The sequence below is a fragment of the Pseudomonas sp. NPDC088890 genome (genome assembly GCF_044900155.1).
In the GTDB taxonomy this organism is placed as follows: Bacteria; Pseudomonadota; Gammaproteobacteria; order Pseudomonadales; family Pseudomonadaceae; genus Aquipseudomonas; species Aquipseudomonas urmiensis.
In genome coordinates this window covers 454,987-481,107 of the sequence record NZ_JBJDNG010000003.1, presented here as the reverse complement: position 1 = coordinate 481,107, position 26,121 = coordinate 454,987, and the positions used below count along the sequence as shown (strand labels likewise).

Genomic DNA, 26,121 nt, shown 5'->3' with positions numbered 1-26,121 from the left:
GCTGCACAGCGCCCATGCCCCAACGCCCGTTGATACAAATCAACATGAATTGTTACCGCCCCCCCTAGACTCCGGACACTGCTGCTCCTATACCGGGGACTACCCTCATGCTCGACGACCTGCGTTGGGATGCCGACCTGATCCGCCGCTACGACCTGGCCGGCCCTCGCTACACCTCTTACCCAACCGCGGTGCAACTGCACAGCGAGGTGGGCTCGTTCGACCTGCTCCACGCCCTGCGCGAGAGCCGGCGGGCGGTGCGGCCGTTGTCGCTGTACGTGCACGTGCCGTTCTGCGCCAACATCTGCTACTACTGCGCCTGCAACAAGGTGATCACCAAGGACCGTGCGCGGGCCTTGCCCTACCTGCAACGCCTGGAACAGGAGATCCAACTGATCGCCTGCCACCTGGACCCCAAGCAAAAGGTTGAGCAACTGCACTTTGGCGGCGGCACGCCAACCTTCCTCAGTCACGTCGAGCTGCGCCAGCTGATGGCCAGCCTGCGCCAGCACTTCCACCTGCTCGACGACGACTCTGGCGACTACGGCATCGAGATCGACCCGCGTGAAGCCGACTGGTCGACCATGGGCCTGCTGCGCGAACTGGGCTTCAATCGGGTCAGCCTCGGCGTGCAGGATCTCGATCCGGTCGTGCAGCGTGCGGTCAACCGCCTGCAGAGCCTGGAGCAGACCCGCACGCTGATCGAGGCGGCGCGCACCTTGCAGTTCCGCTCGGTCAACCTCGACCTGATCTACGGCCTGCCCAAGCAGACCCCGGAAGGCTTTGCCCGCACCGTCGAAGAGGTGATCCGCCTGCAGCCAGATCGGCTGTCGGTGTTCAACTACGCGCACCTGCCTGAACGCTTCATGCCCCAGCGGCGCATCGACAGCAACGATTTGCCGGCCCCGGCAGCGAAGCTTGAGATGCTCCACGCCACCATCGAGCAACTGACTGGCGCGGGTTATCGCTACATCGGCATGGACCACTTCGCCCTGCCCGACGACGAGCTGGCCATCGCCCAGGAAGAGGGCACCCTGCAACGCAACTTCCAGGGCTACACCACCCATGGTCACTGCGATCTGATCGGCCTGGGGGTTTCGGCGATCAGCCAGATCGGCGATTTGTACTGCCAGAACAGCAGCGACCTGAACACCTACAAAGAGACCCTGTCCAGCGCGCAACTGGCGACCCAGCGCGGGCTGCTGTGCAACCAGGACGATCGTATTCGGCGGGCGGTGATCCAACAGTTGATCTGCCACTTCGAGCTGGAGTTCGAGCAGATCGAGCACCAGTTCACGCTGGATTTTCGCGGCTATTTCAATGCGCTGTGGCCTGAACTGCAGGCCATGCACCGCGACGGCTTGATCAGCCTGGACAGCAAGCGCATCAAGGTCCTGCCGGCTGGGCGGCTGCTGGTACGCTCGGTGTGCATGGTGTTCGATGCCTACCTGGGGCTGCACAATCGTCAGCGCTTTTCGCGGGTGATCTGACGTACAGCGAGACGATCAACCGCATGGACATCCTCGCGTGGCGAGCACACTATTGGCCAGTGACAGGCTGCGGCCAACCAGAATCGCAGCCCGGTCAGCGCGCACCAAAATAGCGCAAGCTGGCCTACAGCCTATGCCGTCGGTTATCCTTACGGCTTATGTGTGCTTTCCCACAAGGATCGAAGAAATGTCCGAGCCAGTTAAACTGCGCCCACACAACCAGGCCCATTGCAAGGATTGCAGCCTGGCCCCCCTGTGCCTGCCCCTGTCCCTTAACCTTGAAGACATGGATGCACTGGATGAAATCGTCAAGCGCGGCCGCCCGCTGAAGAAGGGCGAGTTCCTGTTCCGCCAGGGTGACAATTTCGGCTCGGTCTATGCGGTACGCTCCGGCGCCCTGAAGACGTTCAGCCTGAGCGACAGCGGCGAAGAGCAGATCACCGGCTTCCATCTGCCCAGCGAGCTGGTCGGCCTGTCCGGCATGGACACCGAAGCCTATCCGGTCTCGGCCCAGGCCCAGGAGACCACTTCGGTCTGCGAGATCCCCTTCGAGCGCCTCGATGAGCTGTCGGTGCAACTGCCGCAGTTGCGTCGCCAGCTGATGCGGGTGATGAGCCGGGAAATCCGCGACGACCAGCAAATGATGCTGCTGTTGTCGAAAAAAACCGCCGACGAGCGCATCGCCACCTTCCTGGTCAACCTGTCGGCGCGCTTCCGCGCCCGCGGTTATTCGGCCAACCAGTTCCGCCTGAGCATGTCGCGCAACGAGATTGGCAATTACCTAGGCCTGGCGGTAGAAACCGTTTCGCGAGTGTTCACCCGCTTCCAGCAAAACGGTCTGATCACTGCCGAAGGCAAGGAAGTGCATATCCTCGACCCGATCCAGCTGTGTGCATTGGCGGGCGGTGCAATCGAAGTCTGAAGCTAACGGTTCGGGGTATACTTGCTGCTTGGTTTTTCAGGATACCCCTTTCATGCACAGCGACACCTTCGACCTCAAAGCCCTGATCCGCCCGGTAGTGGACTTTCCCAAACCGGGGGTGATCTTCCGCGATATCACGCCGTTGTTCCAGTCGCCGCGCGGCTTGCGCTATGTGGCCGACCAGTTCATCGAGCGTTATGTCGAGGCCGAATTCAGCCATATCGGCGCCATGGATGCGCGCGGCTTTCTGATTGGCTCGATCATCGCCCACCAACTGAACAAGCCGCTGATCCTGTTCCGCAAGCAGGGCAAGCTGCCGGCTGACGTGCTCTCTGAGGGCTACCAGACCGAATATGGCGAGGCCTTCCTGGAAGTGCATGCCGACAGCCTGTGCGAAGGCGATTCGGTGCTGATCTTCGATGACTTGATCGCCACCGGCGGCACCTTGCTGGCAGCTGCCAATCTGGTGCGTCGCACGGGTGCTGAAGTGTTCGAGGCGGCGGCGATCATCGATCTGCCGGAGCTGGAAGGTTCGCGTCGGCTGCAGGCGGCGGGTGTGCCGACGTTCTGCCTGACTGAGTTTTCGCTGAGCGAATACTGAGTGCGTTCAGTTGATTGATGGGCCAGCCTGGCTGGCCTGATCGCGGGGCAAGCCCGCTCCCACGATAGCGCTGCCACAATAGTGCTGCCAAGTGGCGCTATTACAGGTTGGCGCTAGACACAGATTGGCGTGGGAGCGGGCTTGCCCCGCGATCAGGCCCTATCAAACGCCAGAGATCAGCGCCCGCCCGGCGAAACGATGATCTTCACATTCTCCTCCTTGTTGTTGACCAACTCCTCGAACCCCAGCTCGACAATCTGCTCCAGGCCAATGCGCCCCGTCACCAGCGGGCGGATATCCAGACGCCCATCGGCAATGAAGGCAATCACATCGGCAAATTCGCCGTTGTAGGCCAACGCCCCAAGCACCTGTTTCTCGGTCGAGACCAGATCGAAGAAGTTGAACGCACTGGGCTCCTCGAAGATCCCCACCAGCACGCACTTGCCCGCTTTGCGAATGGCATCGATGGCAAGCTTGGCGGTGTGCTTGTTGCCGATACATTCAAAACTCACATCCGCGCCCAGCCCCGCCGTTAGCCCGCGGATCTCGGCCAGGGCATCGCATTGGCTGGGGTCGAGCACGGCACTGGCGCCCACTTGCAGGGCCTTGGCCTTGCGTGCCGAGGACATTTCCAGGGCGATCACCTGCGCCGCGCCCGCCGCCTTGGCACACATGATGGTACACAGGCCGATGGTGCCCGCACCGACCACCACCACGTTCTGCCCCAGCAGGCTGCCGGCCTTCTTCACTGCATGCATGCCCACCGCCAGTGGCTCGATCAACGCCCCCGCCTCACGCGGGAAACCTTCTGGCAAGCGGTACAGCAGGTTGGCCGGTACATTCACTCGCTCGGCAAAGGCACCGTTGTTCATCAGCCCGGTAAAAGCCAGCTTTTCGCAGATGTTGTACAAGCCATGGGTGCAGTAATAGCAGCTGCCGCAATGCTGGCAGGCATCGGCCGCCACTGCATCGCCGACGGCGTAGCCGCTGACACCCTCGCCGAGCTTGGCGATCTCGCCGCAGAACTCATGACCCAGGATGCATTGCCCCTGGATCCCGGTCAGCGGATGCGGCGCCTCGACCGGTATGAACACCGGGCCTGCGACGTATTCGTGCAGGTCCGAGCCGCAGATCCCGCACCAATCCACCTTGATCTGCACCCAGCCAGGCGGCGGATCGTCCGGCAGCGGTACCTGTTCGACGCGAATATCGTGGCGGCCATGCCAGACGGCGGCGCGCATATGGGTGTGGCTCAGGTCGTTCATTATTGTTGTCTCCAGGCTCACGTAAGTGACTCAGTGTTTGCGCAGGAACGCCTGCAAGGCTTGGTTGACCTGCTCGGCAGCCTCCATCTGGACCATGTGCCCAACCCCGTCGATCAGCAGCACTTCGGCTTCCACGCCTTGGCTGTGGCTGGCGGGGATGATCGCGTCCTGGCTGCCCCAAACCACCAGGGCCGGATGTTGCCCAAGCACCCCGCGCAAGTCGTGACGCTGGCGATCGCCCTCGGCGATGCTCGCCGCCAGTTGCCGCAGGGCGCTGTCGACGCCTTCCAGGCGCTTGAACTTGAGCATGTCCTCGAGCATCTGCCGGGTTACCAGGCCCTGATCGGCAAACAGCGTGCTCATGTGTGGCTTGAGCGCATTGCGATTGCCCGCCTCGACGAAGCCCTGCAGGTACTGGCCATTGATCTGCGCGCCTAAGCCGGCGCTGGCAATCAGGCTCAGGCTGGCCACCCGCTGGGGTGCCAGGCGCGCCAGGTTGAGGCTGACCGCGCCGCCCATCGAGTGCCCTGCCAGGTGGGCGCGGGGAATGTCGAGGTGATCGAGCAGCGCCAGCAGCGCGTCACTCAATTCATCCAGATCGCCCCGTTGCAGAGCCTTGGCCGACTCACCATGACCGGGCAGATCGAGCGCGATGACCCGACGCTCGGCCGCCAGCGCCGGATGATTGAACAGCCAATTGTTCAGGTCGCCAGCAAAGCCATGCACCAGCACCAGCGGCGTGCCGCCCTCGCCCAGCTCGAACCAGCGCAACAGCCGGCCGCCGACCTCAGCCTTCTGCGGCGTCGGCCCCTGGGCTTGATCGGCGCCGCCGTCGGCCACGAACTCGGCCTGAAAGCGCTGTACCACCGCATCGATCTCAGCCTCCTGCGCCTCGCCCTCGACCACCACTGCCAGCAGCGCACCGACCGGCAAGGTCTCGTCAGGCTTGGCCACCTGCCGGCGCAGCACGCCACTGAACGGCGCCTCGACGCTACTGCTGATCTTATCGGTCTCGACATCCAGCACTTCGTCGCCTTTGTTGATCTGCTCGCCTTCCTGCTTGAGCCAGGTGTCGACCCGGCCCTCGGTCATCGACAGGCCCCATTTGGGCATGGTCAGGGTATGGATCTGGCTCATGCGGCGCTCCTTGCAGCTTCGATGACCTTGCGCACGGCAGCCTCGATCTTCGCCGCAGTGGGGATGTACAGGTCTTCCAGGGCATCGGAGAACGGCACCGGGGTGTGCGGCGCGGTGACCATCTCGATCGGCCCCTTGAGCGATGAGAAGGCTTTCTGTGCCACCAGCGCGCTGATGTCGGTGGCCATCGAGCAGCGTGGATTGGCCTCGTCGATCACTACCAGCCGACCGGTTTTTTCCACGCTTTCCAGGATGCTGTCTTCATCCAGCGGGCTGGTGGTGCGCAAGTCCAGCACTTCGCAGTCGATGCCCTGGCGCGCGAGGTTGTTGGCCGCCTCCATGGCCAGGTGGACCATGCGCCCGTAGGTCACCAGGGTCACGTCGTCGCCGTCGCGCAGGTAGTTGGCTTCTCCGAAGGGCACGGTGTAGAGCTCCTCGGGGACCTCGCCTTGCATGCTGTAGAGCAGTTTGTGCTCGCAGAAGATAACCGGGTCGTTGTCGCGAATCGCCTGGATCAGCAAGCCCTTGGCGTCATACGGCGAAGAGGGGCAGACCACTTTCAGGCCGGGGATGTGGGTCCACAGCGAGGTGAGCATCTGCGAATGCTGGGCGGCGGCGCGCAGGCCGGCGCCGACCATGGTGCGCATCACCAGCGGGGTCACCGCCTTGCCGCCGAACATGTAGCGGAACTTGGCCGCCTGGTTGAGGATCTGGTCCAGGCAGCAACCCGCGAAGTCGACGAACATCAGTTCGCACACCGGACGCAGGCCCTGGGTGGCCGCGCCCACTGCAGCCCCGACGTAGCCGATCTCCGACAAAGGTGCATCCAGCACCCGACCGGGGAACTGGTGGTAAAGACCTTTGGTCACCCCCAACACACCGCCCCAGGCATCGTCCTCGCCAGGCGCACCGGCCCCGCCAGCCACATCCTCACCAATGATGAACACGCTCGTGTCGCGGCGCATTTCCTGGGCCAGGGCCTCGTTGATGGCCTGCTGGTAGCTGATCTTTCTTGCCATGATGATTCTCCTGTCGTTGTTGTTGTGCCGGAGTCAGGGATAGGCGACGTAGACGTCGGTGAGCAGGTCGGCCGGTTGCGGCTTGGGGTCGGCTTTGGCGCGGCGCACGGCGTCCTCGATCAGGTCTTCGACCTGGGCATCGATGGCATCGAGTTGCTCGGCGCTGAGCACGCCGCTACGGGTGGTCTTGTTACGGAACTGCAGCAGGCAGTCGCGGGTTTCGCGCAGGTTCTTCACTTCATCCGGGGCGCGGTAGGTTTGTGCATCGCCCTCGAAGTGGCCGTAATAGCGGGTCAGCTTGACCTCGATCAGCGACGGGCCTTGGCCGGCACGGGCGCGCTCGATGGCAGCGCCAGCGGCTTCGTGCACGGCGAAGAAGTCGAAGCCATCGATGGTGACCCCGGGCATGCCAAAGCCTGCCGCTCGGTCGGCGATATGGTCACAGGCCACCGACCAGTTCGACGCGGTAGCCTCGGCGTAGCCGTTGTTCTCGGCCACGAAGATGCACGGCAGGTTCATGATCGAGGCCATGTTCATCGCCTCGAACACCGCGCCCTCGTTGGAGCCGCCATCGCCGAAGAAGGCCACCGAAACGTCATCGCGGCCCTTGAGCTTGGCCGCCAGGGCAGCGCCCGCGACCAGCGGCGCACCGGCCCCGACGATGCCATTGGCGCCGAGCATGCCCTTCTCCAGGTCGGCGATGTGCATCGAGCCGCCCTTGCCGCCGCACACGCCGGTCTTCTTGCCGTAGATTTCGGCCATCATCCCGTACACATCGACGCCCTTGGCGATGCAATGGCCGTGGCCACGGTGGTTGGAGGCAATACAGTCGGAATCGCGCAGGTGCGCCATGACGCCGGCTGCTGACGCTTCTTCGCCGGCGTACAGATGAACGAAACCGGGGATTTCGCCGGTGGCGAACTCCACATGCAGACGCTCTTCGAAGGCACGGATCGTGCGCATCACTTGATAGGCGTGGAGCAATTGCTCGGAACTGAGGTGAGTGGACATCTTGTTGTTCTCCAGGGTTGTCTCAACACAGGTTTGCAGGGAGCTGCCGGTGACCGCGCGGTACCGCCAGCAGGTGATGACGGGCGGCATGCGCCAGCACGGCCTCGACGTCGATGGTCAGCGGGCCTCGATGGTCGAGGGTGATGGTAGGGGTGTCGTGTTCGGCGAACTCGATCTCACGTTCGCCATCCAGGGCCAAGGTGCCGCTCGGTAGGCTCAATGAGTAGCCGACGCCGGGCGTGAGTGCGCCGCTGGCGGTGATCCCGCAGCCTTGCAGCAGGCCGGGGGCCAGCGGCGCCAACAGGGCCTGCTCAGCGCCGGGATGCAGGCGCACCCAGGCGCCTTCCGCGGCCTGGCGCGACACCGGGCACCACAGCCCGCAGAGCGCCGACAGGCCAATCGCGTGGGGTTCGGCGAAGCAGGCGAACACTTCTGCCAAGTCTTCGCTGCGGCTCAATGCGCGCGCGCCGACGAAACGTTGTGGAGAGACGGCCACTTCAACCAAGGCCCATTCGCACAGGCCTTGCTCGGGCACGCGCACCAGCAGGCGCTTGTTGCGACGCAGACCGATGCTGGAGGGAATGCGACCACTGGCCACCAGGCCACCCGCAAGGCCGGCGCTGGTCGCCTCGCGCAGCTCCGGGAAGGCATTGTTGGTGCCGGTGGAAAGGGTCAACAGCGGCACGTCACCGGCCTCGGCTGCCACCGCCTTATGCGTGCCATCGCCGCCCAGTACCGCGATCAGGCTGGCGCCGCGCTCGACCATCCAGCGCGTGGCCAGACGGGTATCGGCGACCGTCTGGGTCAGTGGCAGATCGAGCACCTGCAGCGCCGGCCAATGCTGGTCGCGGGCAACTGGGCCGCCGCTGGCCTTGAGCACAGCGGCGGCGATCCCGGTCATATCGGTTGGCAACAGCACCTGGGCGATGCCGGTGGCGCCGAAGGCTGCGAGCAGACGCTGGATGGCCGAAGCCTTGTCGGTACTGGAATAGAGCCCTGCGTTAGCGGTCAGGCGACGCAGGTCGCGGCCCGAAGCTGGGTTGGCAATGATCCCGACGATTGGCGCGGGTTGCGGCATGGCGCACCTCATTTTCTTGTTTGCCAGGGCTAGAGCAAGGGCGGTGCCAGCTTTGCAACTACACGCGCCAGATGCCGAGCTAGAGCACTTCCAGCGCGACAAGACAGGCCCCTGCGCCAGCCGCTGCGAGACGCTGCGTACCGGTCAGGCCAGGCGCTGGGCGAGACGCTGAGACGCAGCGTCTCAGCGCCACCGGCAAGCACGTGGCGCTTGTCGCCGCTCGCCCACAAGCGCTTAATGGCCGCATAACGACAAGAACACGAGAACCGGAGGCCCCAATGCTTGCCGCGAACTCCCGAGCCCATGTCGACTGTGTCAGCCGGGTAGTGAAGAACGCCGATCGCCTGCCCCAGGCGCCGGTGCCTGCGCTGATCCTCGACTCCTGGCGCCGGTCCATGGATCTGTACCGTCTCGATCCCGGCTCCCAACAGGGGCCACGCATCCTTTCGCAGAACCTGCTCAACGAATGCCGCGAGCGCGCCGAACTGTTCCTGCGCATCGCCAGCGACGCAGTGGCGCGACTGCATGGCCGGGTGAGCGGCGCCGACTACTGCGTACTGCTCACCGACGCCCAAGGGCGGACCATCGACTACCGGGTGGAAGCGGCGATTCGCAACGACTGCCGCAAGGCCGGGCTATACCTGGGCACCTGCTGGTCGGAAGGCGAGGAAGGCACCTGCGGGGTAGCGGCAGTGCTGACCAACAAGGCGCCGGTCACCGTGCACAAGCGCGATCACTTTCGCGCCGCCTTCATTGGCCTGACCTGCACCGCAGCACCGGTTTTCGACCCGCAGGGCGAGTTGCTCGGGGTGGTCGATGTGTCGGCCCTGCAATCGCCAGATGACCGCCGCAGCCAACATCTGATTCGCCAATTGGTGGAGCAGACCGCGCGGGAGATCGAAAACGCCTTCTTCATGCACAGCAGCCAGGGCCACTGGGTGATGCGCGCCCATGGCACGCCCGGCTATGTCGAGAGCCAGCCAGACTACCTGCTGGCCTGGGATGGCGATGGCCGCCTGCAGGCGCTCAACAGCCTGGCACGCCAGCACTTGCTCGAGCGCCACGGGCGGTTGCCGGAACATATCGGCGAGCTGTTCGACCTCGATCAGCTACGTCGCGCCAGTGACGCCAGTGCCCAGCGCCTGCCCGGCTGGCAACTGTATGGCCGAGTCAGTGCGCCGCGCTGCCTGCGTCCCCGCGCCCAGGCGCCGCAATACACGCAGGACCCACGCATCGAGCAGCACCTGCGCCTGGCCACTCGGGTCAAGGACTGCAACCTGGCGGTGCTGGTGCAAGGAGAGACCGGCGCCGGCAAGGAGGTGTTTGCCCGCCAGCTACATGGACAAAGCCAACGCCGCACAGGCCCCTTCGTCACCCTCAACTGCGCAGCGATTCCGGAAAGCCTGATCGAAAGCGAGCTGTTCGGTTATGTCGCCGGCGCCTTCACCGGGGCATCGAGCAAAGGCATGCACGGGCTGCTGCAACAGGCCGATGGCGGCACGCTGTTTCTCGACGAGATTGGTGATATGCCGCTGAGCCTGCAGACCCGCCTGCTGCGCGTACTGGCCGAGGGCGAAGTAGCGCCCCTGGGTGCGGCGCGGCGTGAGCGGGTGGATATCCAGGTGATTTGCGCCACCCACCGGGATTTGGCAGCGATGGTCAGCGAGGGGCGTTTTCGCGAGGACCTGTACTTTCGCCTGGCCAATGCCCGCTTCGAGCTGCCACCCCTGCGTGAGCGGGCGGACCGGCTCGGGCTGATTCATCGCATGCTGGCTGAAGAGGCGCAGGCCTGCGGCGTTGAAGTGATGTTGGCCGATGCCGCGTTGGAAGCGCTGCTGACTTATCGCTGGCCAGGTAATCTCAGGCAATTGCGCCAGGTCCTACGCTATGCCTGTGCGGTGTGTGATGGCGGCCAGCTGCGGCTTGAGGATTTACCGCAAGAGGTGCGTGGAGAGGTCGAACCTGCTGCCCAGGCCAGTGTTTCCAGCCCGGCGCGACAGGTGCTGCTCGATGCGTTGATTCGCCATCGCTGGAAGCCGGCGGAGGCGGCCCGGGCACTGGGGATTTCACGAGCGACCCTGTATCGGCGGGTGCATGAGCACCGGATCGAGATGCCACGGATGAAGGTTTGACGGGTGTCAGTTCCGGCCTCTTCGCGGGCAAGCCCGCTCCCACAGGGATTGCACAAAGCTCAAGGTCTGCGCGGTACCTGTGGCAAATCACTCGACGCCCAGCCCACAGACACAGCGCAAAGCTAAAGGTCTGCGCGGTACCTGTGGGAGCGGGCTTGCCCGCGAAGAGGCCGCTACAGCCTCACAGCGAAATCGGCCGACACCCTGCAAAGGCTTGCCCCACAGACACAGCACAAAGCTAAAGGTCTGCGCGGTACCTGTGGGAGCGGGCTTGCCCGCGAAAAGGCCGCTACAGCCTCACAGCGAAATCGGCCGACACCCTGCAAAGGCTTGCCCCACAGACACAGCACAAAGCTATAGATCTACGAGGTACCTGTGGGAGCGGGCTTGCCCGCGAAGAAGCCGCTACAGCCTCACAGCGAAATCGGCCGACCCCCTGCAAAGGCTTGCCCCACAGACACAGCACAAAGCTATAGATCTACGCGGTACCTGTGGGAGCGGGCTTGCCCGCGAAAAGGCCGCTACAGACTCACAGCGAAATCGGCCGACGCCCAGCGAAGGCATGGGCCAAGGTGCCGCCATCCACCAGCTCCAGCTCGCCGCCCAGCGGCACGCCATGGGCGATCCGCGAGGCGACCAGGCCCTTCTCATTGAGCAACTGGGCGATGTAGTGCGCGGTCGCCTCGCCCTCCACTGTCGGGTTGGTCGCCAGGATCACTTCGCTGAAACTGCCCTGCTCCTCGATCCGCGCCATCAACTGCGGAATGCCGATCGCCTCCGGCCCCAAGCCATCGAGCGGCGACAGATGCCCCTTCAACACGAAGTAACGCCCGCGATAGCCCGTCTGCTCGACCGCATAGACATCCATCGGCCCTTCCACCACGCACAACTGGGTATCGTCGCGGCGCGGGTCGGCGCACTGCGGGCACAGCTCCTGCTCGGTCAGGGTCCGGCATTGGCGGCAATGGCCAACGCCTTCCATCGCCTGGGTCAGGCTCTGCGCCAGGCGCAGGCCGCCGCTGCGGTCGCGCTCGAGCAACTGCAAGGCCATACGCTGGGCAGTTTTCTGACCAACGCCCGGCAGAATGCGCAGGGCGTCGATCAGTTGGCGGATGAGGGGGCTGAAGCTCATGGGAAAGGCCTGACAGTTCAATGAGAGGCGGTTTATACCGGCCAAGGCAGGCAGCGTCAAATCAGCTACAGCGCAGCGGCAACTGTCCTACCTGCTGTTGCAATTGACACTGGCTGCCCGGCCCGCGTTCACGCCAGGCCGGGCCTTTACCAACGGCCGTCACTCAGGTCGACTTGACCGCCCCGCGCAGGGCGGGGTCTTGGTCGTCGCGCTTGGGCGAGCGCACGGCCAGCACCGCAATCAGCGAGATAGTGACAGTGCCCAACAGATACAGGGCCACCGGTTGCCAGTCACCGTTGTAGCGGCTGAGCAGGTAGGTGGCGATCAACGGTGCAGTGCCGCCAGCCAGTGCCGCGCCTAACTGGTAGCCGAGGGTGATGCCGGTGTAGCGCACGCGGGTGGAGAAGATCTCCGAGCTCATGGTGCCCAACACCGCAGTGATCGGCGCCCAGAGCACGCCGAAGGCGATGATCGTGGCGACCATCAGGCCCCAGGTGCTGCGCGTATCGAGCAGTTTGAAGTACGGCACGATGAACGCCGCCATCAGCAATATGCCACCGATGTAGACGGCCTTGCGCCCTACCTTGTCCGACAGCCAGCCCATCAGCGGAATCATCAGCGAAGCCACGGCCGCGGCGATCATCACCGCATTCAGGGTGCTGACCTTGTCATAGCCCAGGGTACTTACCGCGTAGCTGACCACGAAGGTCGAGAAGATATAGAAAGGCGCCGTTTCCACCACCTTGAGGCCAGCGGCGATCAGCACTTCACGCCAGTGGTCGCGCAGGGTTTCCACCAGGGGCATCTTGGCGACGTTGCCCGACTCCTTGGCCTTCTTGAAGTCCGGAGTTTCATCCAGGCCGTGACGAATCCACAAACCGAGGAACACCAAGCCAGCGCTCAGCACGAACGGCACTCGCCAGCCCCAGCTGAGGAACTGCTCTTCAGGCAACATGGCCATCAGGCTGACCGCCATGGTCGCCAGCAGCATGCCGACGGTAACCCCCACCTGCGGCACGCTGCCGAACAGACCCTTACGCTTGGCCGGGGCGTATTCGTAGGCCAACAGCAGCGCCCCGCCCCACTCCCCGCCGATGCCCAAGCCCTGTACTACCCGCAGTGCGATCAGCAGGATAGGAGCCCAGACGCCGATGTGCTCGTAGGTTGGCAAGCAGCCGATCAGCACCGTGGCACCGCCCATCAGAGACAGGGTGATCACCAGGGTTTTCTTGCGCCCGATACGGTCTCCGATGTGGGCGAAAATCACCCCGCCGATGGGCCGTACGAAAAAAGTCAGAGAAAACGACAGGTAAGCCAGCAACAACCCGACCACCGGATCGAAGTTGGGGAAGAACAGCTTGTTGAATACCAGCGCGGCGGCGGTGCCGTAGAGGAAGTAGTCGAACCATTCGATGGAACTGCCGGTAAGGCTGGCGACCAAAGCGCGGCCGCGCCCCTGGGTCGCGGTGTGGGTTGCACTGGACGGCGTCATGCGAGTCTCCGTTTTTTTGATGTTATGTCGGCGAGCACAGGGTGGAGCAAGGCAAAGAGCAACCAGGTTGCACCCATGCCAGCGGATCTTAGTGAAAGTTATAAAAAAGGTACAACCCAGATTAAACGTTTAACCCGTAATTATTTTCAAAACACAGCAGAAATGCACTGTTTTGGTTCAGGCTTACAGCGGAAATTGCTTTAAAGGCCATAGTGGTGCATCCGGCTGCGCAGTCACCAAGTTGGTATTGCTCAGCACTTTTTCGTTTTTGGATTTTTGTGGTTGCACCCAGTTGCACCCGGATTTAAAAAGCCCTTACTCTGAAAAAGATCACAACAACAACCAAGGGGACTTGCCGGTGAAAACGCTGTTTATTGGGTATGGCCGTATGGGCGCTGCGTTGGGCGATGCGTGGCTCAACGCAGGTTTGATCGAGCAGTTGAGCATCGTCGATCCGGGGCTACCTGGCGCTGGCGGCGAAGGTCGTTATACGCGTCTGGCGGATGTGCCCGACGAGGCTTTCGAGCTGATCGTGCTGGCCGTTAAACCGGCTTATGCCAGTGAAGCCCTGGCAGGGCTCAGCGACCAGCAATGTGCGCAAGCCTGCGTGATTTCGGTGGCTGCGGGAGTTACCCAGGCGACCTTGAGTGCAGCCCTGAGGCAGCGCTGCCCGGTAGTGCGAGCCATGCCTAATACTCCAGTGCTGGCCGGCGCCGGTTGCACCGGGCTGTATGCGGGCGATGAGCTGGAGGCGAGTCAGCGCGCCAGGATCGGCCAGTTGTTCGAGGCGGTTGGCTTGGCCTCCTGGGTCGCGACAGAGAGCCAGCTCGATGCGGTTACAGCCATCAGCGGCAGTGGCCCGGCGTATTATCACTTGTTCAGCGAGGCACTGGCGCAAGCAGGAGTCAAGCTTGGACTTACTGCTGAATTAGCACGTGCCCTGGCGGCGCAAACTGCGTTTGGCGCAGCAACTTTGCAACAGCAGCGGCATGCCAATTTCGCCGAACTTCGTCAGGCAGTTACTTCGCCAAATGGCACGACGGCGGCGGCGATTGAAGTGTTCGAGAACGGGGGAAAGTTGCGCGATTTAGTCGAAGCGGCAACTGCCGCGGCCTGTCGACGATCAGTGGAGTTGTCGCAAAACGGCTAAAGCCATTTTATTAACTAACCGTTCAACTAACAACGTGCGGCGTTATCTTTTGCCGGCAAGTTGAGCGGAGCATCGTTGTTGGACGTTGTGGCCCTATCGCGGGACAAGCGCGCTCCTACAGAAATTGCGCAATTGTGTAGGAGCGCGCTTGCCCGGCGATGAGGTCAGATCAAACAGCGCATTTGCAAAACGCTGGGTCAGAACGGCATCTTGAAGCCTGGCGGCAACTGCATGCCAGCAGTCATGCCACCCATTTTCTCCTGGCTGTTCTGCTCGACCTTGCGTACCGCGTCGTTGACGGCGGCTGCGATCAGGTCTTCGAGCACTTCCTTGTCTTCCTGCATCAGGCTGTCATCGATGCTGATGCGCTTGACGTCATGACGACCGGTCATCACCACGCTGACCAGGCCCGCGCCCGATTGCCCAGTCACTTCAGCGTTGGCCAGCTCTTCCTGCATCTTGGCCATTTTTTCTTGCATCTGCTGCGCCTGCTTCATCAGGCCGGCCATGCCACCTTTCATCATGGGGTACACCTCGATTGGGTCATGTGATGCGGCCAAGCACGCTGCCGGCCGCACGGATATCGGTTCAATCGCCCTGGCTGACCAGGGCCTCTACAGGCTCAATAGTATCCTGACGCACGGTCGCGCCGAACTGCCGGATCATCTGCTGGATGAGCGGATCGCGCTCGATCGACACTTCAGCCTCATGCTGGCGCTCCGAGCGCTTGCGCGCCGCCGCTTGCGCTGGAGTCTCCTGCTCGGGGCGGATCAGCTCGATGCGCAGCTGCAAGGTGCGGCCCAGGTGCTGGTTGAGCGCCTCGTTGAGGCGCCGCTGCTGGGTCGAGTTGAACAGTGCGCCCTGGGCTGGGTCCAGGTGCAGCAGCCAGTCATCGCCGTCGGCAGCGATCAGGGTACAGTTTGCCGCGATGTTGCCTGTCATGCCGGACACAGGCAACTGCGGGAATAATTCCAGCCATTGCAGCGCAAGGCCGGTGGCCGGCTTGGAGGCTGGCAGGGGCTCGGCGACAGGGACCGACTCGGCCTCATGGACATGCTCAGCCAACTCATCCAGGTAGCTGAAGCCTGCCGGATCAGACTCGGGCGCGTAGTAATCTTCATCCAGCGGCGGCTCGTCGTCCCGATCCATGCCAACAGCGTCATAGGCAGAGGGATCGAACGGCGGCTGGTCATCGCTTGGCGGGCCGGCTTGCGGCGCAGGCTGCGCGACAGGCGCAGGCGCTTGCGGCACCGGCTCGGCCGGCACTGTCGCCTCCTCCCACGGCAGATCGACAACCTCTTCCTCAATTGACGCAGGCTCTTGGACGGCAACCGGCGCCTCTGGCGCGGGCTCAGGCTCGATAACCGGCTGCACGGCAACCGGTTCCAGCACCGCAGGCTGCGCCGTCACAGGCGCTGCAACAGGCTCGTGCGCCTCGACCGGCGTTGACATGACAGGCGGTTCAGCGACCGGCGCTGGCGCTGCCACCGGTTTTGCAGAATCAGCTGTGGCCTGGCTGATCCCCACTGGCTTTAGCACCGGGGTCGGCGCGTCGTCGGTATCGGCGGGGCGGAACGCGAGCATGCGCAGCAGGACCATTTCAAAGCCACCGCGCGGATCCGGCGCCAAGGGCAAATCGCGGCGGCCAATCAAGCCCATCTGGTAGTAGAACTGCACATCCTCGGCGGGCAGCGCCGAAGCCAGGCTCAACACCCGCTCGCGGTCGCCCTGGCCGTTATCCACCGCCTCAGGCAGCGCCTGGGCAATGGCTACGCGGTGCAGCACGTTAAGCATCTCGGCCAGCACGCCACTCCAATCCGGTCCCTGCTCGGCCAGATCACGCACCGCTTGCAGCAGCGCCCGCGCATCACCCTCGAGCAGCGCCTGCAGCACCCCGTACACCTGGCCATGGTCGAGCGTGCCGAGCATCGCCCGGACATCAGCGGCCAATACCTTGCCTTCACCGAAGGCGATGGCCTGGTCGGTCAGGCTCATGGCGTCGCGCATCGAGCCATCGGCCGCACGCCCAAGCAGCCACAGGGCATCTTCTTCGAAGGGGACGTTCTCGGCACCGAGCACATGGCTCAAGTGCTCGACCACCCGCTCCGGACTCATGTTCTTCAAAGAGAACTGCAAGCAGCGCGACAGGATGGTCGCCGGCAGCTTTTGCGGGTCAGTGGTAGCGAGGATGAACTTGACGTAGGGCGGCGGCTCTTCCAGGGTCTTGAGCAGGGCGTTGAACGAGTGCGTGGAAAGCATGTGCACTTCGTCGATCAGGTAGACCTTGAAACGCCCACGGCTCGGCGCGTACTGCACGTTGTCGAGCAGCTCGCGGGTGTCTTCGACCTTGGTGCGGCTGGCGGCGTCGATCTCGATCAGGTCGACAAAACGCCCTTCGTCGATCTCCCGGCACACCGAACAGGTGCCGCAGGGGGTCGAGGTAATACCGGTTTCGCAGTTCAGGCACTTGGCGATGATCCGCGCGATGGTGGTCTTGCCGACCCCGCGCGTGCCGGTGAACAGGTAGGCGTGATGCAGGCGCTGGTTGTCCAGGGCGTTGATCAAAGCCTTGAGCACATGGGTCTGGCCGACCATTTCGCGGAACGAGCGCGGACGCCATTTTCGTGCAAGAACCTGATAACTCATTAAAAAACCATCGCAAACTGAACGAGCGGAAGATCGCTAATGCTAGCGGAGCGGGGGCAAAATTGCACCCGGCCAATCTCGTCTAAGCTAAGCAACGCACGACTAGGCTCAGACCCTAGGTAGTCATCAGGGAGGAAAACCGTGCGGCGAATCCTGGCGATCCTGCTGTTGTGCTCCACTCACAGCCTGGCCGAACAGCCGGTGCTGCGCTTCTCGGTCGCCGAAAGCTGGAGCATGCCACTGATCCGCATCGAGCACCAACAGCCGGTCGAAGGCATTCTGTTCGACCTGATGCAAGCCGCCGCGCGCGAGGCCGGGGTACGCGCCGAGTACCACCTGATGGCTCGCCTGCGCCTGCAACAGGCGCTGGAAGACGGCGATATCGACGTGCGCTGTTATGTCACCACCAACTGGCTGATCGAGCGGCCGGGCAACTACGTCTGGAGCGTGCCGTTGATCCAGCAGCGCGATTTGCTGGTCAGCCGCAGCGCCGACCTGGCCCCCATCAACCCAGAGCAATTGCCAGCGCAGGCCATCGGCACGGTGCTGGGCTATCGCTACCCGACCCTTGATCCGCTGTTCAGCCAAGGCCGGCTGCGCCGCGAAGACAGCCGCAACCAGCAACTCGCCCTGCAAAAACTCGAGGCCGGACGTTACCGCTATGCCGTGAGCAACCAATTGTCATTGCACTGGTTCAACCGCCAACTCCCTGCGGCGCAGCGCTTGCGCGTACAGGGCGTGCTCGAGGAGCAATCGTTGGGCTGCATGGTGCGCAACGATCCAACCCTCCCCACTCAGGCACTGCTCAGGGCGCTGGTGCGGATCAAGCAGTCCGGAGAAGTCGAACGGATAGTCCAGCGTTACACCGGCCAGGACGCTGCGGGTCAGATCGTCAGCGGCTCAACTCACTGAAAGCCCCAACGCACTGAGGTACAGGCCCAGACCAAACACGCCATGCGTGGCCAGGCTACGCAGGCAGTTTCGCAACGGTGTGGGAGTATTGTTGGCAAACAGACCTGCGCCAAACGCCGGCTGCACCACACACAACGGCACCAGCACCGAAGCCAAACCGAAGCCCAACGCAGGCGGCAGGGACGGCGTGCGTAGCCAGCCCTCCCCGACCAGGCCGACCAGCAGCGCTGCGAACAGCAAGCCAGTCGCGTAGTGCAGCGCCCATCCCCAGGCCAACTCATGCCTGACCGGCGCAGCCTTGGCGATGGCCGGGTGATACACACGCCCCTGCAGCAAATGCCCGGCCCAGCGCCCGACCATGGCGTAGTTGAGCGTGGTCACGCCCAGCCGTTTGAGCAGTAGCGTCCACAGGTCCATGACCAACGTGGCACCGAGGCCGATCAGCGTAATACAAGTCATCAAGGTGGTAGCAGTCATGGCGAAACCCTTGGCAGATTGACGGAAAAGCCCAATGCCGCGCAGCATAGAAGTTGAAGTCAACTTCAAGTCAAGGGGCCACGCATGGACATCGCCGATGTCGCCAAACGCACCGGGGTACCAGCTTCAACGCTGCGTTACTACGAGAACAAAGGTTTGCTCAAGTCACTCGCAGGCAAAGGCCAACGCCGCCAGTTCGCTGCCGACGTGGTGGATCGCCTGGCACTGATCGCCTTGGGTCAGGCAGCCGGGTTCTCGCTCGATGAAGTGGCGAGCATGCTGGTCGATTTGCAGGTGAATCGCGAAATGTTGGTGGCCAAGGCTGACGATATCGATGCACGGATCACGCGCTTGCAGGCCATGAGCAAGGGGCTGCGCCATGCGGCGGCGTGTCCAGAGCAGGACCATCTGGCGTGTCCGAAATTTCAGCGACTGATGAAACTGTCGGCTACTGGCGTGCTGGCTGTTGAGCGCAGTCGGATGCGGACCTAGACGTTAGGGATGCCGTCGTTTGAACCGGCCACCTCGCAGGCAAACTTGCGAAAAGTCAGACACGATCAGCCACCTACCACGCAGGCAAGTGATGACAATTCTTCGCAAGGAGGCGGCGAAAACACTATCAGGGCAAGGAGGCGGAGCGTTTTCCGACCCCTGAAATGGAGGCGGCCCCACCAGCCACACCCCGGCACTCGATGTCCCCGCCTTGGCTGCTCCCTTCCGGGCCTGACCAGGTACGCATGCAAGCATGCTCGGGAATCAATGCGGGCCTTATGGGGCAAGGGTTTCAGGCTGATGAGGTAGTTCGCCATTTGCTCGTGTAGATAGTCAGCACGGTCACTCAAAACTTGGGGTGTAGCCAGCACTGTCACACTTTGCTGTAACACTTTGGTGCCACACCCATGGCCTATCTGATCCGACGCAAAGCCGTCTACTACCTGAATTTTAAGCTGCCGAAACACCTCTTTCCGAAGTGTCACACTTTGCGTTTGAGCCTGAACATTAGGCACCGGCAGAGCGCACTGTTCCTCGCCGCATCAATCGTTCAAAGGCTACATGGCCACCTCAGCGAGCAACCGCTAACAGACCTTCAGACGCTTCGTGCGTTATGTTCGCAGTGGCGGAACTCAGCCCCCATACCAACCATCTCGATATCACCACGGGCGACCTCGACGGCTCCAGTGCAGGCCGGACACGATACCCCTACCCTCGCCGCCCTATCGAAGCTCTATATAGAAGAAGGGAAACGCGGCGGCACATGGCGGCAGGTCAGTGCGGATGAAGTCGAGCGTGCGTTGTCAGACCTGTTCGAGCTGATGGGTGACATGCCTGCCCTAGCCTTCGATGGCTATCAAGCACCCCTGCTTAAAGAACGGCTCAGCCGCTGCCCCCAGTATTTCGGCCTACGCTCCGAGTTCAGGGGCAAGACCTTAAAAAAGGTAGTGGAGTCGGGCTGCACCTACTGCCCAGTTGTCGTGCATCGAATCGACCGTCTCACACGCGACCATGCTCACTTCGTCACCTTGCAGAAGAAATACACCTTCATCGAGGCAGAAGACGTACATAGCAGCGGCCTGCTGCGGAACATCAAGTCATTACTCGCTGAAGAAGAGCTGATGAAAATCCGTTCCCGTACAAAAGCTGGCTTGGCCGAGCTGGAGAAGCTTGCCGCCAGTGGTGATGCTGAAGCTCAGGAAAAGATCGCCCGTCGTGACGCCAGCCGTGCGAAAGCGTGGGCAGTTGGCAACGGTGCCGCTGTAAGGGCTAAGCAGGTGAATGCAGACAGTCGGGCTGATGCTATCGCTCACCACATCAAGGCGTGCTTGTACGATGGTTGTATTTCCCTCTTTCAGCTATCGCTCAGTGTCTCAACTCAAAGGGTGTGACGACGGCTCGGGGCAGTGCATTTCAACCTATGACTGTATCCCGCCTGATGGCTCGCCTTGGACTGTCCTTCGCAACTAGCGGCTGAGAGTGCGCCCTACTAACCCACGGAAAGCGTTTATGGCAACGTTAGCGGGCAGGCCCAGCTGGCACGATATTCTGATTTCATATCTGCTAGGACTACTGCGTAAGCCCAACGCATTAAGCACCTTTCCACGCCCAGTCGCCCAGGCCGAGCTTGGCTAATCCCCCACAGGATATATCCGCCTCGGATCGATAACGATACCCGACTGCGCGTTAAGGCTGGTTTAGGAAGTGATGGGAAGGCGGAATTGATATGCACCCGCAGCAGTGACGTGTAAGCCTTTTAACTGATACAGGCCAGGTGCCACTTCCGTCGTCCTGCTCATCGATGTAACATAGGCAAATGCAAAATTCCGTCTTAAAAATTAACAACAAGCTTTATCATTCAGGAAGAATCCATGTTTGATGATTATGATTTCAAAGGCACTTCCACAAGAATCAGCCTTAAGTTTGTACAAATAAAAGACGAACCAATGTACCCTTGGGAAATCGCAAGCTTCCTGAACAAGCTCAATACAGCGTACTACAAATTCGAATTACTTAACTCTATTTGTTCAGCTCTCGCTCACGGAATTCTTCCAGAACACATCTTCATTTTCGATCACTCCCTCCCTCTTTACAAGCAATACTCTGAAATGAACTTACTTTCAGAGCCTAACGCAGCCAAAACTTTTTACCCTATCGGGATGCCAATCCCACTAATCCCGAGCAAGTATGTTTACGACTTAAATTGCTTCTACCAAGCATTTCAGCGGATAAATTCAACCCTAAAATCAAATCACGTCCAGCCATTCAGAAGAACAACTGTGGCCTCGGCCTTCGAAGTACTCCAATCGGATGGATTAGAGGCTGCTGAACAGCACATTATCGAGCTTGCAAAAGGCAGAGCTGCGCTCAGCTATGAAAATGCGATGAAAAGGGGAGAAAAAAGAAAAGAAGTTGACCCTGCTGCATTCGAAAATTCCCTAGAGAAGTACCGAAAAAGCAAAGCCACGCTTTTTTCTGATCTGGACATCATTACAAACCTGAGTGATGAAGAGAAGGAGGCTATTCTTTCTCCAGAGCACAAGAGCGATCGCAGGATCAAAAAACGACTTTCTGAATTCTTCACCACCTTTGACGCTACTACCCGCCCCTTAGTTTGTGCAAGAGTTGGAAACAACTACATTCGAGTTCTTGGCAGATCGCTAGTTAACAAACGAGAGCAAACCGGATTAGAGCTCAAAGAAGCAAAAAGAAACAGTCCCCTTGGCGCTTTCATCGAAGGTGGCCTTGCTTTGTATCAGACTATCAACCAAGAGCGTCGAGCCAAAGAACTTCACGAACTAGATTTAAAAAGAAAAGAGGAAGAAATCAAACTCGTACAAGCACAAATTCGCGGACAAGAATTAATCAATCTAGAAACAGAAATAAAAATCTCTGAATCCCTCAACGATGCCAAATCGAAAACAGATCTATCAGCAATTCAAAACATTCCAGACTCGCCAATGAGGCGACAAATCGCAAAAGCTTATAGCATCGAACACGCCAATGCCGGAAGGGTTATTACAGAACAAGGTATGTATTTGGACAGGGGGAGCGTAACAATTAGTACTAACGCTTGACCCCCAAAAAATGGAATTCAAGGAAAAAACGCGATGGACCATGAACCTGTTCATCACCTTGCAGCTCATGACTCGACTAACTGCAGAAGCTGACCAAGTCTGCATTCGATGTGGATTAGATCTTCAGTGCTGCCGGTGAGCTGAAGTATGTGAGGCAGATCAAGAAAGAGGTGGCCTGGTAGTTCAGTCAGCTGAGAGACGACTTCGTAAGTTTTTCGCTACGCGTGTGTACGACTGGCAAGTGCAAATCACCAAGAGAGAATGGGGAAAACGCCACATGAGCGGACTGCAGGGCGGCGAAGATTCGCGTAACCGGAGAGAGGTATTGGAGAGGCGAGATGACGAAGCTAGAATGCCAACACAGTGCACCACCTAGGTGTACCTAAACGCTGTCACACTTCGAGATTTTTGAGCGAAAAATCCTTGTATAATCAAGGACTCATAGGATGGAGGCGGCCCCACCAGCCACACCCCGGCACTCGATGTCCCCGCCTTGGCTGCTCCCTTCCGGGCCTGACCAGGTAAACGGGTAATCAATGCGGGGGGACCGATGGGGCCACCACTACGCTGCTCGCCGTGTGACGAGCCGCGCCATTGTACCGGTCTGAGGCGAAGTTACAACCTCTGCCTCAAGAAAAAACCATCATTTCTCAATGACTTGTCCCGTCGGGCGATTAGACGGCGATGCCCTGCTCGGCCAAGAAGGCGATAAACGTGTCTTCATCCAGCACCTTGACCCCCAGTTCGCTGGCCTTGGCCAGCTTGGAGCCGGCACCTGGGCCTGCGACAACGCAGTGGGTCTTGCCGGAGACCGAACCGGCGACCTTGGCCCCGAGGCTTTCCAGCTTGTCCTTGGCGATGTCGCGACTCATGCGCTCCAGGCTGCCGGTGAGCACCCAGGTCTGGCCGGCCAGGGGCAGCCCTTCGACCACTTTCTTCTCGCTGGCCCAGTGCATGCCAAATGCCTGCAACTGCGCTTCGATAGCACGCGCCAACTGTTGATTGGCCTCGCTCTTGAAGAACTCGCGCACGGCATCGGCCTGCTTGCTATTGAGGGCTTGGCGCAGATCGATGCCATCGGCTTCGATGATCTGGTCCAGGCTACCGAGCTTGGCCACCAGCTTTTCAGCGCCGGTCGGGCCAACCGAGGCGATATCGAGCTTGGCGATCATCCCGGCCAAGGTGGTGCTGGCGGCGAACTCCGCGGCCAGCTCGCCCTCTTCCTGCAACTGCATGCCACTGGCGAGCAACTGCTGGATGACGTCGCGGTTGTGCTGGTCTTCGAAGAAGTTGTGGATCTCGTGGGCGACTTCCAGGCCGATGTCGGGCAGATAGGTCAGCACCTGCGGCAACGCCTGCTGTACGCGCGCCAGACTACCCAGTGAGCGCGCCAGGACCTTGGCAGTCTCCTCGCCGACATCAGGAATGCCAAGGGCGTAGATGAAGCGCGCCAGGCTCGGCCGTTTACTGTTCTCAATCGCTTCGAGCAGTTTGTTGCTGGACACCTCGGCAAACCCTTCAAGCTCGACAATTTGCTCGAACTTGAGGCTGTACAGGTCGGCTGGCGAGCGGATCAGGCCTTCGTCGACCAGTTGCTCGACGCTCTTCTCGCCCAAGCCATCGATATCCATGGCGCGGCGCGAAACATAGTGAATGATCGCCTGCTTGAGCTGCGCAGCACAGGCCAGGCGGCCGACGCAGCGATACACCGCGCCTTCGCTGGTGGTTTCCTTGCCCTTGCTGCGCTTGATCAGCTGGGTGCGCTCGACCTGCGAGCCACACACCGGGCATTGGCTGGGCACCTGCACCGGGCGAGTATCCTTGGGGCGGCGCTCGAGCACCACCTGCATCACCTGGGGGATCACGTCGCCGGCCCGGCGAATGATCACCGTGTCACCGATGCGCAGGCCCAGGCGGGCGATTTCGTCCATGTTGTGCAAGGTCGCGTTGGACACCGTCACGCCGGCCACCTTCACCGGCTTCAAGCGCGCGACGGGCGTGACCGCACCGGTACGGCCGACCTGGAACTCGACATCGAGCACTTCGGTAAGCTCTTCCATGGCCGGGAACTTGTGGGCGATCGCCCAACGCGGCTCGCGGGCGCGAAAGCCCAGCTCACGCTGGGAGGCCAGGTTGTTGACCTTGAACACCACGCCATCGATCTCATAGGGCAGATCATTGCGCCGAGCGCCGATGTCGCGGTAGTAGGCCAGGCACTCTTCGATGCCTGCGGCGTGCTTGAGCTCGCGACTGATCGGCAGGCCCCAGGCCTTGAGCTGTTCAAGAATGCCGATATGGCTGTCGCCGATAGTTTCCGACACTTGGCCCAGGCCATAGCAGCAGAACTCCAGCGGGCGGCTGGCGGTAATTTTCGAATCCAGCTGACGCAGGCTGCCAGCGGCAGCATTGCGTGGGTTGGCGAAGGTCTTGCCGCCGCTTTCGGCTTGCGCGGCATTGAGCCGGTCGAAGCCGGCCTTGCTCATGAACACTTCACCACGCACCTCCAGCACCGCCGGCCAACCACTGCCCTGCAGCTTGAGCGGGATGTTGCGCACAGTCCGCACGTTGGCACTGATGTCTTCACCGGTGCTGCCATCGCCACGGGTAGCGCCCTGCACCAACTGGCCATCGCGGTACAGCAGGCTGACCGCCAGGCCATCGAGCTTGGGCTCGCAGCTGTAGTCGACCGCGCCTGGCTGATCGAGACCTTCCACGACCCGCCGATCGAATTCGCGCAGGTCGCTTTCCTCGAAGGCGTTACCCAGGCTGAGCATGGGGATCTCATGACGCACCTGGCTGAATGCCGCCAGCGCCGCACCGCCGACACGCTGGGTTGGCGAGTCGGGGGTTACCAGGTGCGGGTGCTCGGCTTCCAGCGCCTTGAGCTCATTGAACAAGCGGTCGTATTCGGCGTCCGGAACGCTGGGTTCATCGAGCACGTAATAGCGGTAGTTGTGCTGATCGAGCTCGGCACGCAGTTCATGGATTCGGGATTCGGCGTTCATGGTCATCTTCTCTTGCAAAGCAAAAGAGCAGCCCCGGGGCTGCTCTTGCGCTTGAATCATTCGCGGGCGGGATCGAGGCAGGATCCGCCCGCTCGGGTGTTACAGCTTTGAGCGATCAGCGCTTCTGGGTCAGCGCGCGGCGCTCGAACTCGACGATGCGCTGGCGGTAGTGCTCGATGGTCTGCGCGGTCAGCACGCTGCGCTGATCGTCCTTGAGCTCGCCATTGAGCTCATGGGCCAGCTTGCGCGCTGCGGCAACCATCACATCGAAGGCTTGCTTGGGATGACGTGGGCCTGGCAGACCGAGGAAGAAGCTCACCGCCCGGGTGCTGAAATGGTCGATGTCATCCAGGTCGAAGATACCCGGCTTGACCGCGTTGGCCATCGAGAAGAGTACTTCGCCGTGGCCAGCCATGCTTTCGTGGCGGTGGAAAATGTCCATCTCGCCGAAGCGCAGACCGCTCTCGAGAATGTTCTGCAGCAGGGCTGGGCCCTTGAAGCCGCCTTCATCACGGGAGATGACGCTGATCACCAGCACTTCTTCAGCCGGCGGCAACTCTTTGACCGAGCTGGTGCTGGACGAAGAGCCACTGCTGCGGCTGTTCTCGGCGGCGTAGTCATCGTCGGCCTCGGCGAACAGGTCGGGTTCACGCGAGTCGGCCGCCAGGTTCAGGTCGCCCTGCTGTGGCTCGCTATGGGCACGTTTGCCGCGCTTGGCCGCCTTGGCCGGTTTGGCTTCGCGCTCACGCTCGCGTTCGCGCACCGGGGCGCTCATCGAAGGCAGGTCGGTTTCGTCCAGCTCGGGCTCTTTGTGCTGGCCTTCGAGCACGCGTGCAGGGCCGAGCACCTCGGCGCCGCCCTCTTCATCGGGCAGGTTGGAGTAGCTGCGATCCAGACGGAATTTCAACTTGCCCTTGCCGCCACGCATGCGTCGCCAGCCGTCGAAAAGAATACCGGCGATGACAATGATGCCGATGACGATCAGCCACTCGCGCAGACCGATTTCCATGTAATCCCGTGCCTCTATAAAAAATATGCTTGAAAACAAAGGGTTCAAAGCCCTTTAACACGTGGCGCCAACTC

Annotated in this window: 21 protein-coding genes, 1 other RNA gene and 1 pseudogene; 10 read left to right on the top strand and 13 right to left on the bottom strand. The window is 61.4% G+C overall.

What is annotated here, in order from left to right; genetic code table 11:
• Positions 1–107: 107 nt before the first annotated feature.
• The 3 genes from hemN to ACI2JX_RS09990 all read left to right on the top strand — a co-directional run bounded on the left by hemN (position 108) and on the right by ACI2JX_RS09990 (position 3,013).
• Complete coding sequence (gene hemN, locus ACI2JX_RS10000) at positions 108–1,490, top strand: oxygen-independent coproporphyrinogen III oxidase (protein ID WP_404689993.1); 1,383 nt, start codon at positions 108–110, stop codon at positions 1,488–1,490.
• A 187-nt stretch (positions 1,491–1,677) separates the two neighbouring features.
• Positions 1,678–2,412 carry a Crp/Fnr family transcriptional regulator FnrA gene (fnrA, locus tag ACI2JX_RS09995; RefSeq protein WP_186556035.1) on the top strand — a complete coding sequence of 245 codons (735 nt, stop codon included), beginning with the start codon at positions 1,678–1,680 and terminating at the stop codon, positions 2,410–2,412.
• A 52-nt stretch (positions 2,413–2,464) separates the two neighbouring features.
• Complete coding sequence (locus tag ACI2JX_RS09990) at positions 2,465–3,013, top strand: adenine phosphoribosyltransferase (protein ID WP_186556034.1); 549 nt, start codon at positions 2,465–2,467, stop codon at positions 3,011–3,013.
• Positions 3,014–3,189: 176 nt separating this feature from the next.
• On the opposite strand, the gene ACI2JX_RS09985 is transcribed toward ACI2JX_RS09990, so the two are convergent.
• The 5 genes from ACI2JX_RS09985 to ACI2JX_RS09965 are packed head-to-tail and all read right to left on the bottom strand — an operon-like array spanning position 3,190 to position 8,523.
• Complete coding sequence (locus ACI2JX_RS09985) at positions 3,190–4,254, bottom strand: 2,3-butanediol dehydrogenase (RefSeq protein ID WP_264235135.1); 1,065 nt, start codon at positions 4,252–4,254, stop codon at positions 3,190–3,192.
• A gap of 54 nt (positions 4,255–4,308) precedes the next feature.
• Complete coding sequence (locus ACI2JX_RS09980; protein ID WP_404689992.1) at positions 4,309–5,415, bottom strand: acetoin dehydrogenase dihydrolipoyllysine-residue acetyltransferase subunit; 1,107 nt, start codon at positions 5,413–5,415, stop codon at positions 4,309–4,311.
• Positions 5,412–6,434, bottom strand: coding sequence for an alpha-ketoacid dehydrogenase subunit beta (locus ACI2JX_RS09975; RefSeq protein WP_186556031.1), 1,023 nt, complete (start codon positions 6,432–6,434; stop codon positions 5,412–5,414). Before ACI2JX_RS09975 ends, ACI2JX_RS09980 begins: the two co-directional genes overlap by 4 nt.
• Before the next feature lie 33 nt (positions 6,435–6,467).
• Complete coding sequence (locus tag ACI2JX_RS09970; RefSeq protein ID WP_186556030.1) at positions 6,468–7,445, bottom strand: thiamine pyrophosphate-dependent dehydrogenase E1 component subunit alpha; 978 nt, start codon at positions 7,443–7,445, stop codon at positions 6,468–6,470.
• Positions 7,446–7,467: 22 nt separating this feature from the next.
• Positions 7,468–8,523, bottom strand: a complete 1,056-nt coding sequence (locus ACI2JX_RS09965; RefSeq protein WP_404689991.1) for an ATP-NAD kinase family protein — start codon at positions 8,521–8,523, stop codon at positions 7,468–7,470.
• Between the two features lie 278 nt (positions 8,524–8,801).
• Between ACI2JX_RS09965 and ACI2JX_RS09960 the strand changes: the two genes are divergently transcribed.
• Positions 8,802–10,655 carry a sigma-54-dependent Fis family transcriptional regulator gene (locus tag ACI2JX_RS09960; protein WP_404689990.1) on the top strand — a complete coding sequence of 618 codons (1,854 nt, stop codon included), beginning with the start codon at positions 8,802–8,804 and terminating at the stop codon, positions 10,653–10,655.
• A 529-nt stretch (positions 10,656–11,184) separates the two neighbouring features.
• Here the strand turns inward: ACI2JX_RS09960 and recR are convergent.
• Together recR and ACI2JX_RS09950 are read right to left on the bottom strand one after the other, a co-directional pair.
• On the bottom strand, positions 11,185–11,787 hold the full coding sequence (gene recR / locus ACI2JX_RS09955; RefSeq protein ID WP_264235009.1) for a recombination mediator RecR: 603 nt from the start codon (positions 11,785–11,787) through the stop codon (positions 11,185–11,187).
• A gap of 163 nt (positions 11,788–11,950) precedes the next feature.
• On the bottom strand, positions 11,951–13,279 hold the full coding sequence (locus ACI2JX_RS09950; protein ID WP_264235010.1) for an MFS transporter: 1,329 nt from the start codon (positions 13,277–13,279) through the stop codon (positions 11,951–11,953).
• A gap of 172 nt (positions 13,280–13,451) precedes the next feature.
• On the opposite strand from ACI2JX_RS09950, the gene proC reads away from it, so the two are divergent.
• Positions 13,452–14,429 (top strand): pyrroline-5-carboxylate reductase, encoded by a 978-nt coding sequence (gene proC, locus ACI2JX_RS09945; protein ID WP_404689989.1) that lies wholly within the window; start codon positions 13,452–13,454, stop codon positions 14,427–14,429.
• A gap of 197 nt (positions 14,430–14,626) precedes the next feature.
• On the opposite strand, the gene ACI2JX_RS09940 is transcribed toward proC, so the two are convergent.
• Together ACI2JX_RS09940 and dnaX are read right to left on the bottom strand one after the other, a co-directional pair.
• The gene (locus ACI2JX_RS09940; protein WP_186556024.1) at positions 14,627–14,953 is read right to left on the bottom strand and encodes a YbaB/EbfC family nucleoid-associated protein; all 327 of its coding nucleotides are present in this window, start codon (positions 14,951–14,953) and stop codon (positions 14,627–14,629) included.
• 64 nt (positions 14,954–15,017) lie between these two features.
• Positions 15,018–17,075, bottom strand: a complete 2,058-nt coding sequence (gene dnaX / locus ACI2JX_RS09935; RefSeq protein WP_404689988.1) for a DNA polymerase III subunit gamma/tau — start codon at positions 17,073–17,075, stop codon at positions 15,018–15,020.
• 141 nt (positions 17,076–17,216) lie between these two features.
• On the opposite strand from dnaX, the gene ACI2JX_RS09930 reads away from it, so the two are divergent.
• On the top strand, positions 17,217–17,987 hold the full coding sequence (locus ACI2JX_RS09930) for a substrate-binding periplasmic protein (protein ID WP_404689987.1): 771 nt from the start codon (positions 17,217–17,219) through the stop codon (positions 17,985–17,987).
• Here the strand turns inward: ACI2JX_RS09930 and ACI2JX_RS09925 are convergent.
• Positions 17,976–18,464 (bottom strand): DUF2938 domain-containing protein, encoded by a 489-nt coding sequence (locus ACI2JX_RS09925; RefSeq protein WP_404689986.1) that lies wholly within the window; start codon positions 18,462–18,464, stop codon positions 17,976–17,978. The two genes, ACI2JX_RS09930 and ACI2JX_RS09925, sit on opposite strands and share 12 nt — an antisense overlap.
• 84 nt (positions 18,465–18,548) lie before the next feature.
• On the opposite strand from ACI2JX_RS09925, the gene ACI2JX_RS09920 reads away from it, so the two are divergent.
• The 4 genes and pseudogenes from ACI2JX_RS09920 (at position 18,549) to ACI2JX_RS09905 (ending at position 22,033) form a co-directional block, all read left to right on the top strand.
• Entirely contained in the window at positions 18,549–18,956 is a 408-nt protein-coding gene (locus tag ACI2JX_RS09920; protein ID WP_404689985.1) for a helix-turn-helix domain-containing protein, read from the top strand.
• A gap of 407 nt (positions 18,957–19,363) precedes the next feature.
• Positions 19,364–19,925 (top strand): annotated as a pseudogene (locus ACI2JX_RS09915) (integrase); the annotation flags it as partial.
• Positions 19,904–20,347 carry a recombinase family protein gene (locus ACI2JX_RS09910; protein ID WP_404690013.1) on the top strand — a complete coding sequence of 148 codons (444 nt, stop codon included), beginning with the start codon at positions 19,904–19,906 and terminating at the stop codon, positions 20,345–20,347. The pseudogene ACI2JX_RS09915 and the gene ACI2JX_RS09910, both read left to right, overlap by 22 nt.
• Positions 20,348–20,827: 480 nt before the next feature.
• Positions 20,828–22,033: a hypothetical protein gene (locus ACI2JX_RS09905; protein ID WP_404689984.1), complete on the top strand. Its 1,206-nt coding sequence runs from the start codon at positions 20,828–20,830 to the stop codon at positions 22,031–22,033.
• 456 nt (positions 22,034–22,489) lie between these two features.
• On the opposite strand, the gene ffs is transcribed toward ACI2JX_RS09905, so the two are convergent.
• The 3 genes from ffs to zipA form a co-directional block, all read right to left on the bottom strand.
• An RNA gene (ffs, locus tag ACI2JX_RS09900) (signal recognition particle sRNA small type) lies at positions 22,490–22,586 on the bottom strand.
• Between the two features lie 121 nt (positions 22,587–22,707).
• Positions 22,708–25,038, bottom strand: coding sequence for an NAD-dependent DNA ligase LigA (gene ligA / locus ACI2JX_RS09895; RefSeq protein WP_404689983.1), 2,331 nt, complete (start codon positions 25,036–25,038; stop codon positions 22,708–22,710).
• 115 nt (positions 25,039–25,153) lie between these two features.
• Positions 25,154–26,047 carry a cell division protein ZipA gene (gene zipA, locus ACI2JX_RS09890; protein WP_404689982.1) on the bottom strand — a complete coding sequence of 298 codons (894 nt, stop codon included), beginning with the start codon at positions 26,045–26,047 and terminating at the stop codon, positions 25,154–25,156.
• Positions 26,048–26,121 lie beyond the last annotated feature (74 nt).

What these genes read in the sequence shown, in the direction of transcription:
- fnrA (WP_186556035.1), top strand. Translation starts at nt 1,678, where the DNA reads ATGTCCGAGCCAGTTAAACTGCGCCCACACAACCAGGCCCATTGCAAG.
- ACI2JX_RS09920 (WP_404689985.1), top strand. Translation starts at nt 18,549, where the DNA reads ATGGACATCGCCGATGTCGCCAAACGCACCGGGGTACCAGCTTCAACG.
- ACI2JX_RS09965 (WP_404689991.1), bottom strand. Translation starts at nt 8,523, where the DNA reads ATGCCGCAACCCGCGCCAATCGTCGGGATCATTGCCAACCCAGCTTCG.
- dnaX (WP_404689988.1), bottom strand. Translation starts at nt 17,075, where the DNA reads ATGAGTTATCAGGTTCTTGCACGAAAATGGCGTCCGCGCTCGTTCCGC.
- ACI2JX_RS09970 (WP_186556030.1), bottom strand. Translation starts at nt 7,445, where the DNA reads ATGTCCACTCACCTCAGTTCCGAGCAATTGCTCCACGCCTATCAAGTG.
- ACI2JX_RS09940 (WP_186556024.1), bottom strand. Translation starts at nt 14,953, where the DNA reads ATGATGAAAGGTGGCATGGCCGGCCTGATGAAGCAGGCGCAGCAGATG.
- ligA (WP_404689983.1), bottom strand. Translation starts at nt 25,038, where the DNA reads ATGAACGCCGAATCCCGAATCCATGAACTGCGTGCCGAGCTCGATCAG.
- zipA (WP_404689982.1), bottom strand. Translation starts at nt 26,047, where the DNA reads ATGGAAATCGGTCTGCGCGAGTGGCTGATCGTCATCGGCATCATTGTC.
- recR (WP_264235009.1), bottom strand. Translation starts at nt 11,787, where the DNA reads ATGAGCTTCAGCCCCCTCATCCGCCAACTGATCGACGCCCTGCGCATT.
- ACI2JX_RS09980 (WP_404689992.1), bottom strand. Translation starts at nt 5,415, where the DNA reads ATGAGCCAGATCCATACCCTGACCATGCCCAAATGGGGCCTGTCGATG.
- ACI2JX_RS09985 (WP_264235135.1), bottom strand. Translation starts at nt 4,254, where the DNA reads ATGCGCGCCGCCGTCTGGCATGGCCGCCACGATATTCGCGTCGAACAG.
- ACI2JX_RS09925 (WP_404689986.1), bottom strand. Translation starts at nt 18,464, where the DNA reads ATGACTGCTACCACCTTGATGACTTGTATTACGCTGATCGGCCTCGGT.
- ACI2JX_RS09960 (WP_404689990.1), top strand. Translation starts at nt 8,802, where the DNA reads ATGCTTGCCGCGAACTCCCGAGCCCATGTCGACTGTGTCAGCCGGGTA.
- ACI2JX_RS09905 (WP_404689984.1), top strand. Translation starts at nt 20,828, where the DNA reads ATGTTTGATGATTATGATTTCAAAGGCACTTCCACAAGAATCAGCCTT.
- ACI2JX_RS09975 (WP_186556031.1), bottom strand. Translation starts at nt 6,434, where the DNA reads ATGGCAAGAAAGATCAGCTACCAGCAGGCCATCAACGAGGCCCTGGCC.
- hemN (WP_404689993.1), top strand. Translation starts at nt 108, where the DNA reads ATGCTCGACGACCTGCGTTGGGATGCCGACCTGATCCGCCGCTACGAC.
- ACI2JX_RS09950 (WP_264235010.1), bottom strand. Translation starts at nt 13,279, where the DNA reads ATGACGCCGTCCAGTGCAACCCACACCGCGACCCAGGGGCGCGGCCGC.
- ACI2JX_RS09990 (WP_186556034.1), top strand. Translation starts at nt 2,465, where the DNA reads ATGCACAGCGACACCTTCGACCTCAAAGCCCTGATCCGCCCGGTAGTG.